This window comes from Agrobacterium sp. 5Ca39, assembly GCF_055382365.1.
Map to the genome: position 1 here is coordinate 2250141 of NZ_AP026436.1, position 12600 is coordinate 2262740.

At 58.6% G+C, this 12600-nt stretch carries 8 protein-coding genes; 5 read left to right on the forward strand and 3 right to left on the reverse strand.

Going from position 1 to position 12600, the window contains the following annotated elements; genetic code table 11:
- The first annotated feature begins 99 nt into the window (after positions 1-99).
- From ACZ47E_RS11140 to ACZ47E_RS11160, 5 genes are all read left to right on the forward strand, one after another.
- The gene (locus tag ACZ47E_RS11140) at positions 100-351 is read left to right on the forward strand and encodes a YMGG-like glycine zipper-containing protein (protein ID WP_004443753.1); all 252 of its coding nucleotides are present in this window, start codon (positions 100-102) and stop codon (positions 349-351) included.
- A gap of 174 nt (positions 352-525) precedes the next feature.
- Positions 526-2451, forward strand: a complete 1926-nt coding sequence (locus tag ACZ47E_RS11145) for an autotransporter assembly complex protein TamA (protein ID WP_278067044.1) — start codon at positions 526-528, stop codon at positions 2449-2451.
- A gap of 45 nt (positions 2452-2496) precedes the next feature.
- On the forward strand, positions 2497-6657 hold the full coding sequence (locus ACZ47E_RS11150) for a translocation/assembly module TamB domain-containing protein (RefSeq protein WP_278067045.1): 4161 nt from the start codon (positions 2497-2499) through the stop codon (positions 6655-6657).
- 166 nt (positions 6658-6823) lie between these two features.
- Entirely contained in the window at positions 6824-7300 is a 477-nt protein-coding gene (locus ACZ47E_RS11155) for a chemotaxis protein CheW (RefSeq protein WP_003504949.1), read from the forward strand.
- Positions 7301-7622: 322 nt separating this feature from the next.
- A complete protein-coding gene (locus tag ACZ47E_RS11160) occupies positions 7623-9392 on the forward strand; it encodes a methyl-accepting chemotaxis protein (protein ID WP_278067046.1) in 1770 nt (589 codons plus the stop codon).
- Positions 9393-9438: 46 nt separating this feature from the next.
- On the opposite strand, the gene fdhD is transcribed toward ACZ47E_RS11160, so the two are convergent.
- From fdhD to atpD, 3 genes are all read right to left on the reverse strand, one after another.
- On the reverse strand, positions 9439-10254 hold the full coding sequence (gene fdhD, locus ACZ47E_RS11165) for a formate dehydrogenase accessory sulfurtransferase FdhD (protein ID WP_081950524.1): 816 nt from the start codon (positions 10252-10254) through the stop codon (positions 9439-9441).
- Between the two features lie 344 nt (positions 10255-10598).
- Positions 10599-11009 carry a F0F1 ATP synthase subunit epsilon gene (locus ACZ47E_RS11170; RefSeq protein ID WP_004443766.1) on the reverse strand — a complete coding sequence of 137 codons (411 nt, stop codon included), beginning with the start codon at positions 11007-11009 and terminating at the stop codon, positions 10599-10601.
- A gap of 129 nt (positions 11010-11138) precedes the next feature.
- Positions 11139-12593: a F0F1 ATP synthase subunit beta gene (gene atpD / locus ACZ47E_RS11175; RefSeq protein WP_004443768.1), complete on the reverse strand. Its 1455-nt coding sequence runs from the start codon at positions 12591-12593 to the stop codon at positions 11139-11141.
- Between the last annotated feature and the right edge of the window lie 7 nt (positions 12594-12600).

The window sequence follows — 12600 nt, forward strand, 5'->3', positions numbered from 1 at the left end:
TTGTTAGTTATCTGTGGCGGTCGGAGGTAGCAGTCGCCGCAGATAAATATGGGACGCCTACCGAGCCAAAGAGCTCATTGTAACGTTGGAGAGAGTTTCATGAAAAAGGCAATCATATTTGCGCTGGTCGGCCTGTCGCTCGCAAGCTGCACGCAGACTGAAAAGGGTGCTTCGATTGGTGCCGTTTCCGGCGCCGTTATCGGTGGCGCGGTCACTGGCAACGTTCGTGGCGCAGCTGTTGGCGCAGCGATCGGTGGCGTCGGTGGTGCTTTGATTGGCAACGCTTCCGAGCCGGGCTATTGCTATTACCGCGACCAGTACGGCCAGCGTTACACGGCACGTTGCCGCTAATCGCTTCGCGAAATACCGTTGCACAGAAGCCCCGGTCATCCGGGGCTTTTTGCGTTATGGGCTGCAAAACAGATGCCGAGGGTCCTCAAAGCCGTTTATTTATGATTAAATTGCAATGTTAACGGAGAGGAAACGGGTTAGGGCGACAATAAAGGCTCAACCATAAAGCAGCTTATGCGAAGAACACGAACTAACCCGAAGACAGGTATTGCGTATCGGAAAGCTGGCACCGCGCTTGCGGTTGCTGTGACGTTCGCCCTGTATCCGGCTTTTACGCGTGATGCCTTCGCCTTCAAACTGTTCGGCATGCGCCTGTGGGGTTCGGAAGAACCGGAGGTCGAGGTTATCAACCCCGTCAAATATGCCGTCACGCTCAACGCTCCCGACGCCGACAAATCCCTGACGGACAGCCTCGAAAACAGTTCCCTTCTTTTGGCCGACAAGGACAAGCCTGCCTCAGGCGATCTCGGACTCCTGATAAAGGCAAGGGACGACAGGGACAGGCTGATTGCAGCGCTTTATGAAAACGCCCGCTATGGCGGTATTGTCAATGTCACCGTGGCCGGGAGGAATGTCGACGACCTGCCGCCCAACCCGGTTTTCGACCATAGCGCGCCCGTTCCCGTGGTCATAACCGTTACGCCCGGTCCCAAATTCACACTCGGCAATATCCGTCTCGAAGGCGACGTCACAGGCCGCAATCTCGAGGAATACGGCCTGACGACGGGCGGCGATGCCGGCTCCCTGGCGATCATCCGCGCCGGCAACAAGCTGATCGATGATCTGAAGGCCGAAGGCCGCCCGCTTGCCAAGCTGACGAAACGCGAGGCCGTTGCAAACCACGCGACAAACACTGTCGACATCACCATGGCGGCCGAAGGCGGCCCCGTCGCCCCACTCGGCACGGTCACCGTCACAGGTGAAAAAACCGTCGATGGGGATTTCATCCGCCGCTATTCGCGCCTCAATGGCGGCGAGCCCTATTCGCCGGAAAAACTGCGCAAGGCCGCCGATCGCCTGCGCCAGCTCGGTGTTTTTTCCAGCCTGACGATCAAGGAGGCAGGAACGCTCGCCCGCGACGGCACCATTCCGTTGACCATCGAAGTGTCCGAAGGCAAGCACCGCTATTTCGGCGTCGGCGCACAATATTCCACCACCGAAGGCATTGGTCTTCAGGGCTACTGGGGCCACAGAAACCTGTTCGGCCAGGCCGAATCGCTGCGCATCGAGGGCTCGGTCTCGCGCATTGCAGAGGCATCGAGCGTGGAAGGCATGGACTATTCGGCGGGCATTACCTTTACGAAGCCCGGAATGTTCAATCCCCGCACGACATTCAAGACCAGCCTGATTGCCAAGACCGAGCATCCGGACACCTACGAAGCCAAGACGCTGACTGGGACTGCCGGTTTCAGTTATGAACTAAACGATACCGACACGGCTGCCGCGGGCCTGGAGGTGCAGTGGGCCGATACAGACGACGCCTTCGGAAAGAACGAATATCTTACCACGTCCATTCCGCTGGAATTCGTTCGCGATACCCGCGACGACAAGCTCAACCCGACCGAAGGCTTTCGTGCATCGGTGGCCGCCAAGCCCAGCTATGAGGCCCTGAACGGGACCTTCTTCTCCTCTTTCGAAGGTTCGATTACCGGGTACAAGGGGCTGGGCGCGGAAGACAGGCTGATCATGGCCGGAAAACTGTCGGGCGGCGTACTCGTCGGCGGAAGCGACCTGCAGGACATCCCCACGACCCGCCGCTTTTATGCCGGGGGCGGCGGGTCCGTGCGTGGCTATAGCTATCAGGAAATATCGCCTTATAATGCGGCAGGCGACGCGACCGGCGGTCGCTCCTATGTCGTTGGCTCCATTGAAGCCCGCATCAAGGTCACCGACACGATCGGTATAGTGCCTTTTATCGATGCGGGTGTGGTCTCGGAAGACGTGACCCCGGACTTTTCCGACATTCGGGCTGGCGCCGGTATCGGGCTGCGTTACGCGACACCCTTCGGGCCTCTGCGTCTGGATGTCGCCACGCCGCTAGACAAATACGATGGCGGCAACAGTTTCGGCATTTATGCTGGCATCGGTCAGTCTTTTTAAACGCCGCAGTCGAACACCCTTGCAACAGAGTGTAGATTACCCTTTATGAAAACGTTGATTCGATTGCTGAAATGGCTGGGCTACGCTGCCTTGTGCGGCGTGGTACTTCTGTTGCTTGCAGCCTTTTTCGTCGGTTTTACGCCGATGGGCGCGAGAATAGCCGCAAAGCAGATTTCATCGCTTGTATCGACACCCGATCAGATAATCGAGATTTCTCCGCCCAGCGGGCTTTTGACGGGGCATCTGAGGCTCGACAACGTCACTCTTTCGGATCGGCAGGGCCCTTATGCCCGCGTGAACCAGATCGCCGTCGACTGGTCACCCTTCTCGCTTCTAGCCGGCACCTTCCATGCGGACCGGGTATCGGCGGGATCGATCGATGTCCAGCGCCAACCGGTTCCGGTGGAGGAAACGACGAGCAAAAGCTCCGGCAGTTCCTCTCTGCCGATTGAAATAGCGATCGACAATTTCAGCTTTCCCGATATTCGTCTCGGCCAGCCCCTTCTCGGCCGCCCCTTTGAACTGACGGCCGAAGGCAACCTCAAGGCCGCCAGCGACGATATCAGACTGTCGCTCACGGCCCACCGGCTGAATGCCCCGGATGCGGCCGTTAACGCCGACATCGCATTTCTTCCCAACGAAAATGTCCTGAAGCTGAAGGCGGAGATGCGGGAGCCTGAGGGCGGACTTCTTGCCACGCTGCTGTCTCTGCCCGGCACACCTGCGGTCGCCATCGACCTTAACGGCGAAGGACCGCTTTCAAACTGGACCGGCAGCATGCGCGGCAACGTCGCTGGTAACCCTGTTGTCAACGTCACCGGCCGGCACCTCCTCGCGGAGGATGGCACCCGCCGCATCGAAGTTGCGGGTGGCGGCCAGCCCGATCTGCTTCTGCCGCCCGCCTTCCGGCAGCTTTTTGCCGGTGAGACGAAGCTCGACGCAAACGCCACCCTTTCCCCACAGGGGCGCATCGAAATCGGCAGCAGTACACTGGAAACCGGCACCCTGCTGCTGACGGCCTCCGGCACCATTGATCCGAACGGCCAGAACGACCTTGCCGCCAACCTCATCGGTACAGCCGGGCCCGTCGATTTTCGCTGGCCGCTGAGCGATGGGGAGGTGCAGGCCCTCATCAACGGCCTCGATCTTTCGTTAAAGGGTGGGGCAGACGCCGCACATCTTGACACAACCGTTTCCCTGCGCAGCCTCTCTTTGCCGCAAGGCAGGCTGGACGACGTCAAACTGACGGCGCAAAGCGCTGATCTCAATATCGCTGACCGGAGCGGCACAATCGCCACCGCTCTCTCCGTGGCGCAATCGTCCTTTGTCAGCCCCGATATTGATCGGCTGGTGCGTGCGCCGCTCACCATCAATGCACCGCTCCGCCTGAGCCCATCCGCCATCGGCTTTGACAGCGCGACGCTTGAAAGCGCCAGCGTTGGCGGAACACTGAACGGCAGTTTTGACCTTACCGGCAACCGCCTCACCTCCAGCGTGCAGCTCTTCGCGCTGCCCGCCACCCTTCCACCGGCTCTCGCGGAAAAGTTCGACACCACCATCGCCCTCCAGGGTGATGTCGACGTGACCATCGGTGGACGCACCAGCGTTGAAAACCTCGTCGTCAAGTCGGGAACGATCGAGGCGACAGGCAATGCCGGTCTCGAAAACGATGCATTGAGCGCCAGCCTGACGGGTAAATTTCTCGCTCTTGAAAAGTTGACGCCACAGGCAAAGGGCGTCGCCGATTTTGCGATCGAGGCCACCGGCGCGCTGGCAGCGCCGGATTTCAACGTGACCCTGACTTCCGAGAGCGCAATCCTTGCCGGACGTACGCTTGAATCGTTGCAAGTCAATGCGACAGGCAAGGCCGATCCCGCCGCTCCTCAGGCGAAACTTACGGCCAGCGGCAGCCTTGACCGACAGAAGATCGATGCCAATGCCGAATTGGTGCAAACCGAAAACGGCACTGCGATTCCCGAGCTGCGCGTGGCGGTAGGCCGGAATATCTTGAACGGGCAACTGCAATTCTCGCAGCAGTTTCTGCCATCCGGCAATCTTTCCTTCAACTTTCCCGACCTTGCGCTACTCGCCGCTCTCGCTGCGCAGCAGGCGGATGGCGATATTGCCGGCGACATCGCCCTTAGCAACGCCAATGGCCGGATCGCCGCGACGATCAAAGCCAATGGCAGCAGCATCCGTCAGGGCACGACAACGATCTCCGGGTTGGCGGCCGATATTTCAATAGACGACCTTCAGGCAATCGCCATCAACGGCAAGGTCAACGCCGATACCGTCAATGCCGGCGCGGCTGCGATATCTGACCTGAAAGCCACAATCGGTCATTCCGGCACAACGACGCAGTTCGACGTCAACGCGCGTTACGACAACGCACCGCTGGTGGTGAATGGCAGCGCCGAGACGGGCGGATCGCCCATGACGGTAAGACTCGACGCCTTTTCCGCCGCGCCCAAGGGCATTGCCGTGCGCCTTGAAAAGCCCGCCACCATTGCCATCCAGAACGGTACGGCCCGGATCTCCGATTTGACCATCATCACGGGCGAAGGACGTGTCGAGGTCAACGGCACCGCCGGGTCGACGCTTGATATCAATGCCGATATCCGTTCGCTGCCCGCAAGTCTCGCAAATGCCTTTGCCACCGGACTGGATGCGGCGGGCAGCATCTCCGGCACGGTGAAGGCCAAGGGTGCGGCATCGAACCCTGCGGTCGACTATAATCTCAACTGGGTAAATGCCGAGGTCGCGCAGACGCGCGCGGCGGGTCTCGCCGCCCTCGGCATCAAGGCGAACGGTCAATTTTCCGGTGGTACCCTTCAGATCGACACGAATGTCTCCGGTCAGGGCGGCATGGCGCTTTCAGGCGGCGGCTCGCTCGGTATCGCCGGCAATCGTCCGCTTTTGATGGCGTTTTCCGGCAGACTGCCTTTCTCAGCCGTCGCCGCACAAACAGCAGCGCAGGGCCTCGATGTGAATGGCACCGCCGCCATCGACGTGAAGATTTCCGGCAGCGCTTCCGCACCTGTCATTAGCGGCAGCATCACCACTGATGGCACGCGCCTGACCGACGTGCGCCGAAACCTCACCATTAACGATCTGGGCGCCACCATCACCTTCGACCGTGATCGTGCCGTCATCTCCCGATTGACCGGCAGGCTGGCAGGCGGTGGAACGATCTCGGGAACCGGCAGCGTCGGCATAACCGGTGGTTCGGGTTTTCCTGCCGATATATCGATTACGCTTAATCGCGCCGGTTACAACGACGGCACGCTGGTAACGACAGTGGTGAGCGGCACGCTGACGCTGAAAGGCGCGTTGCTGAATTCCCCCGTGCTGGGCGGCAACCTGACGCTGGACAGAAGCGCCATCACCATTCCGGAGAAGCTGCCGGCTTCACTGACGGAGATCGACGTCAAGCACAAGAACGCACCACCCAAGGTACGCGCGCAGGCCAAGGCGCTTGGAGCCGATCAGGGCGGAAGCGGCAGCTCGTCCACCATCAATCTCGATCTGCAGGTCAATGCACCGAGCGGTATATTCGTGCGCGGTCGGGGTATCGATGCAGAACTGACCGGCAATCTGACGATCCGTGGCACCGCAGCGGTTCCGGTCATTTCAGGCGGCTTCGAAATGCGTCGGGGCAGGCTTGAAATCCTCACTCGCCGCCTTGATTTCACGACAGGAAATATCAGTTTCGGTGGCGGCCTCGTTCCGGTCCTCGACATGAAGGCGGACTCAACGGTTGGTTCAACGACCATCACCGTATCTGTTTCCGGTACTGCCAACGATCCGACCTTTGCGTTCTCCTCGGCTCCCGCCCTGCCACAGGATGAGGTGATGGCACAGCTGATCTTCGGCCAGTCCATGTCAAAACTATCCGCGCTGCAGATCGCGCGGTTGGCGGATGCCGCCGCTCAACTGGCCGGCGGGCGTTCCACATCGCTGTTCGACAAGCTCAGAAGCAATCTCGGCGTCGATGATCTTGATATTTCGACCGACTCCGAAGGACAGGCCCGTGTTTCCGCCGGTAAATACCTGAACGAAAGAACCTATCTGGAGCTGCAGCAAAGCGGCGAATCCGGCGCAAAAGCCATCATCAATCTCGACGTAGGACGCGGTGTGAAGCTGCGCGGGGAAGCGGGCGGCGATGGCGAAGGCGCAGCAGGCATATTTTACGAGAAAGAGTATTGAGATGGTTCGCATTTAGGTTTGCGAAACCATCTCGTGCTAGGAATCTTCCATTGAAGACGGAAATATTGTTTCCGGCTGTTCAGGCACCAGGCAGAACGCCAAATTCGCATTGCAAGTGTCGGTGCACTTGCGCCGGCCTCCACAGCGAGCATTGGGAAGAATTCTGATGGCAATGATTAACTCTACCAATTTTGGCGGTGAGACGCTCGAAATCATCGCATTCCGCCTGCATGATCAGGAATTCTGCGTGAAGACGACGACCATTCGCGAAATCCGCGGCTGGGCGCCTTCGACGCCCATTCCCCACGCACCGAAAGACGTCATCGGCGTCATGAACCTGCGCGGCTCTGTTATCCCGATCATAGATCTGGCTCACAAACTCGGCATGAAAAGCACCGTTGCCAATGAGCGCAGCGCAATCGTAGTGGCCGAAGTGCATAACATGGTCATCGGCATGCTGGTGGATCGCGTTTCAGACATTCTGACGATCCCGGCAAACCAGGTCCAGCCGGTTCCCGAAATTTCAGCCTCCTTCGACAAGTCCTATTCCGAAGGGATCATCGCCAACGAACATGGCATGATCTGCTTCCTGAACCTTGCGAAAATGTTCAAGGGCACTGAAGCGGAAGATCTCGCGGCCTGACAAGGTCTGCGCAGGCCTCGCTGAAGAATGATAAGGAACAATCCATACCGCCGGAGCACCTGCCGGCGGTTTTGTTTTTTCTTTCACGCATTTTATTAAATAAGAACATTTTAATATTATAGATATCTAATATTAACGCCATAGATCAGTACCGCGCCGGCAAGCCTATACGCGGGCCGATACCTGACCCAGGGCCAACATAGAGAAGTGCCTGCATTGCTGCCTTCGGCGGCAAAACCTGTTCGGTGTTCAACGTGATATGGCGTGGACCGCATCTTCTTTGCGGCTTGCCGCGCCGTGGGCTGACTTTGGGGGACTTGTAATGCTGGGGTTAGGAAAAAGCGTAGACAGTAGAAATATGCTCGATGCGATATCAAGATCGCAGGCGGTCATCGAATTCGATCTCAAAGGTAATATCCTCACCGCAAATAAGAATTTCTGCGCGGCACTGGGTTATGACCTCACCGAGATCGTCGGTAAGCACCACCGCATATTCTGCGACAGCGAGCTTGCCGCGTCTCGCGCCTATCAGGAATTCTGGGACTCTCTCGCCCGGGGCGAGTTTCAGGCCAGGGAATTTCGCCGTATCCGCAAGGACGGCTCGGTGATCTGGATCGAGGCATCCTACAACCCGGTTTTCCGTTCGGGCAAGCCCTATAAAGTGGTCAAGATCGCAACAGATATCACCGCAAAAAAGATCACGGCCGCGGAAGATGCGGGCAAACTGGAGGCGCTCTCCCGCTCGCAAGCCACCATTGAGTTCTTTCCTGACGGTACGATCATCACCGCCAATCCAAACTTCTGCGCTGCGGTGAACTATGACCTCAAGGAAATCGAGGGCAGGCACCACCGCATGTTCTGTGATCCTGCCTATGCCGCCTCGCCCGCCTATGCAAATTTCTGGCAACGACTGGCATCAGGCGAATTCATCTCGGACGAGTTTGTCCGCTACGGGAAGAACGGCAAGGAAATATGGATCCAGGCCGCCTATAATCCGGTTGTCGATGAAACCGGTAAAGTGGTGAAGGTGGTGAAATTTGCCACCGACGTCACACCGCGCATGAGCGCCATTCGCATGCTTGCAGATGCCCTGCGGGCGCTGGCCGAAGGCGACCTTGTACAACGCCTCGACAACAGCTTCGTGCCCAGCATGGAAAAACTGCGGGCAGATTTCAACGAGGTCGTCGCCAAGCTGCAGGCCACGATGCAGACAATCGCGCACAATGCCTCGACAATCGCATCCGGATCCGGCGAAATCCGCATCGCCGCCGATCAGCTCTCGCAACGCACCGAACAGCAAGCCGCCTCACTGGAGGAGACCGCTGCGGCGCTGGAGGAGATCACCACCACCGTAACCGATGCAAGCCACCGCGCAGGTGAGGCCGGTAAACTGGTGCTGCGGACAAGAGAACATGCCGAGCATTCCGGCGACATCGTTCAGCAGGCAATTTCCGCCATGGATGCGATTTCGAGGTCCTCAGGCGAGATCACCAATATCATTGGCGTTATAGACGACATCGCTTTCCAGACCAATCTCTTGGCCCTCAATGCGGGCGTCGAAGCAGCGCGCGCCGGGGAAGCGGGCAAGGGGTTCGCCGTCGTCGCACAGGAGGTCCGGGAGCTCGCACAGCGATCCGCCGTTGCCGCCAAGGAGATCAAATCCCTCATCAACACCTCTCGCGAGCAGGTCTCCAACGGCGTGGATCTGGTGGGCAGAACCGGCGACGCCCTGCGGGACATCCAGTCGCAGATGGGCGAGATCGACACTAATGTCTCGGCCATCGTTGAAGCATCCCGCGAACAGGCGAACGGTCTCAGGGAGATCAATCAGGCCGTCAACGTTATGGATCAGGCCACCCAGAAAAACGCCGCGATGGTAGAAGAAACCACCGCCGCCAGCCACGGGCTCGCTACAGAAGCGGAAAATCTGCATGAATTGCTGCGGCAGTTCAGAATCGCGCACGACACGTCACCCGCACGCCCCGTCGACAAGAAACCAGCCGTCCTCACCAGGCTGCCGGTGCCGCAACCGCGATATGCTGCTTTACCAAGGTCTCATGGAAACGCAGCAGCCGAATGGGCGGAGTTCTAAGGGTCTCTTTGAAGTCTGAAGGCCGTCGGGAACGGCGGCCTCTACGTCATAAAATGATACGATCCGCCCTGGTGAAGATCTCAAAATCTTCACCCCGCACGAGTGCGACAAGGGTGATACCCGAGCTTTCAGCGGTTTCGATGGCGAGCGCGGTGGGTGCGGAAATCGCCGCCAGAATGGGACTGCCAAGGATGGCGGTCTTTTGGACCATTTCTACCGACAGGCGGCTGGTCACAACCACAATGCCGGCATTCGGCGGCAGGCCTGCATTGACAACTGCACCTGCAAGCTTGTCGAGCGCATTATGGCGACCGACGTCTTCACGAACAGCAAGCAGCCCCTTTTGAGGATTGTAGAAACCCGCGCCGTGAACCGCTCTCGTTTGGCGATTAAGGCTTTGCGCTTCATTCAGTGCTTTCATCGCAGCAACAATATCATCCCCGTAGACGGAGAGTTCAGAGCCGCTCAGGACCGGGACCACTCGGACCGCCTGCTCTATCGACTCGATGCCACAAAGACCGCAGCCGACAGGGCCTGCCATATGCCGCCGTCTCGCCCTGAGCGCATCCGCATTGGCATCCTGCAAATCCACCTGAACGTCGAAGCCCTGCCCCGCCTCGATCACCTCGATTGACCGGATTTCCGCCCCTGTGGATATGATGCCTTCCGTCAGACTAAATCCGACTGCAAAATCGACAAGATCTGCGGGGCTGGCCATCATCACGGCATGGGTGCTGCCACCATAGGAAAAAGCAACCGGCACTTCCTCGGGCACCGCTCTATCGCCCTCGATCAGGGTCCCTGACCGCAACGCGGTTCTCGCGACCCCTCTGTAGCTCGCTTTTGCCGACACGCCGATCACTCCTCCATCACCAAATCTGCTTCGTGTTGCGCACCCGAGCAGCATTTCTTCGGGATATCACATCTAACCGAAAGCTCTGAAAATCGGAATCGGTTTCCGAGGCTGCCCGGTTGAAACGCAATCGTTGAAGCGCACCTTTGCTAGACTCATGTTCCGTAGGCGATAATTGATGCAACCCGGTCAACGTGATTTTGAAGCTTATGTGGGCAGGCTGAGGACGACGAAGGCAATCGTACCCGCTGACCCGTTAAGCAGCAGGTCAAAACAAAAAAAGCGACCGAGACGGCCGCTTTCTGGATCGGATTTTTTGTGGGCAGTCATTCTTTCGAACCCGCCCGGTGCTTTCAAGCAGCGACGAGAACCTCATGCAGGTTCGTCAGTTCGTAAAGGTGCTTTTCAAGCTTCGTCAGATGCTCGTGGTGATGATTGCCTTCTTCGATTTCGGCCTTGGCCGCATCGATGCGACGCTGCAACGTGTCGGGAGACATGTCATCGGCCGAAACCGCGGATTCGGCAAGAAGCGTGCAGCCCGTCGGGAGAATATCGGCGAAGCCACCGAAGACAACATATTTATGCGTTTCACCAGAAGCGAACTTCACCGTTACCAAACCCGGCTTGATCGTGGTCATCGTCGGCGCATGGTTGGCCAGAACGGTCATTTCACCCAGCGTGGCCGGGATGACGACTTCCGTAACCGTTTCGGAAACGAGCAGACGCTCCGGGGAAACGAGATCGAATTTGAAACTGTCAGCCATGGCTATTCACTTCTTTTCAATTACGCGGGCGTCACGGACTTGTCTGTTACAACGCTGACAAAGCCTTATCGGTTTCGCCACCATTGTCGGCAAGGCGCGCGGCTGAACCACGCGCCCGCCAATTCATGATCAGGCAGCTTCGGCAGCCAGCTTCTTGGCCTTTTCAATGGCTTCTTCCATCGAACCGACCATGTAGAAGGCAGCTTCCGGCAGGCTGTCATATTCACCGTTGACCAGGCCCTTGAAGCCCTTGATCGTGTCTTCGAGCGCAACGAGCTTGCCCGGCGAACCGGTGAAGACTTCGGCAACGAAGAACGGCTGCGACAGGAAGCGCTCGATCTTACGGGCGCGGGCAACCGTCAGCTTGTCTTCTTCCGACAGTTCGTCCATGCCGAGGATGGCGATGATGTCCTGAAGAGCCTTGTAGCGCTGCAGGGTTGACTGAACCTTACGAGCCACTTCATAGTGTTCTTCGCCGACGATCATCGGGTCGAGCATGCGCGAGGTGGAGTCGAGCGGGTCAACGGCCGGGTAGATACCCTTTTCAGCGATCGAGCGCGACAGAACCGTCGTGGCGTCCAGGTGGGCGAACGAGGTAGCAGGAGCCGGGTCGGTCAAGTCGTCGGCGGGGACGTAAATGGCCTGAACCGAGGTGATCGAACCCTTGGTCGTGGTGGTGATGCGTTCCTGCATCTGGCCCATGTCGGTTGCCAGCGTCGGCTGATAACCCACGGCCGAAGGAATACGGCCGAGCAGAGCCGACACTTCCGAACCAGCCTGAGTGAAGCGGAAGATGTTGTCCACGAAGAACAGAACGTCCTGGCCTTCGTCACGGAAGTTTTCAGCGATCGTCAGACCGGTCAGAGCGACGCGAGCGCGGGCGCCCGGCGGTTCGTTCATCTGGCCGTAAACCAGCGCAGCCTTGGAGCCTTCGCCACCACCGAGCTTGTTGACGTTCGATTCGATCATTTCGTGGTAGAGGTCGTTACCTTCACGGGTACGCTCACCAACGCCAGCGAATACCGAGTAACCGCCGTGTGCCTTGGCAACGTTGTTGATGAGTTCCATGATGAGAACGGTCTTGCCAACGCCGGCGCCGCCGAACAGGCCGATCTTACCACCCTTGGCGTAAGGAGCCAGAAGGTCGACGACCTTGATGCCGGTGACGAGGATCTGTGCTTCGGTCGACTGTTCGACGTAAGCAGGAGCGTCCTGATGGATGGCGCGCTTGGAAGCGGTCACGATCGGACCAGCTTCGTCAACCGGCTCGCCGATGACGTTCATGATACGGCCGAGCGTTTCCGGACCAACCGGAACGGAGATCGGAGCGCCGGTGTTCGAAACGCTCTGACCGCGAACGAGACCTTCGGTCGAGTCCATGGCGATCGTGCGAACGACGTTTTCACCGAGGTGCTGCGCGACTTCCAGAACCAGGCGGTTGCCGTTGTTCTCGGTTTCGAGCGCGTTCAGGATCGGAGGCAGTTCGCCTTCGAACGCCACGTCGACAACAGCGCCGATAACCTGGGTAACCTTGCCCGCGCCGTTCACCGCTGCGGTTTTCTTGGGGGTAGCTGCCTTAGCCATTATCCTT

What these genes read in the sequence shown, in the direction of transcription:
- ACZ47E_RS11140 (WP_004443753.1), top strand. Translation starts at nt 100, where the DNA reads ATGAAAAAGGCAATCATATTTGCGCTGGTCGGCCTGTCGCTCGCAAGC.
- ACZ47E_RS11145 (WP_278067044.1), top strand. Translation starts at nt 526, where the DNA reads ATGCGAAGAACACGAACTAACCCGAAGACAGGTATTGCGTATCGGAAA.
- ACZ47E_RS11150 (WP_278067045.1), top strand. Translation starts at nt 2,497, where the DNA reads ATGAAAACGTTGATTCGATTGCTGAAATGGCTGGGCTACGCTGCCTTG.
- ACZ47E_RS11155 (WP_003504949.1), top strand. Translation starts at nt 6,824, where the DNA reads ATGGCAATGATTAACTCTACCAATTTTGGCGGTGAGACGCTCGAAATC.
- ACZ47E_RS11160 (WP_278067046.1), top strand. Translation starts at nt 7,623, where the DNA reads ATGCTGGGGTTAGGAAAAAGCGTAGACAGTAGAAATATGCTCGATGCG.
- ACZ47E_RS11170 (WP_004443766.1), bottom strand. Translation starts at nt 11,009, where the DNA reads ATGGCTGACAGTTTCAAATTCGATCTCGTTTCCCCGGAGCGTCTGCTC.
- atpD (WP_004443768.1), bottom strand. Translation starts at nt 12,593, where the DNA reads ATGGCTAAGGCAGCTACCCCCAAGAAAACCGCAGCGGTGAACGGCGCG.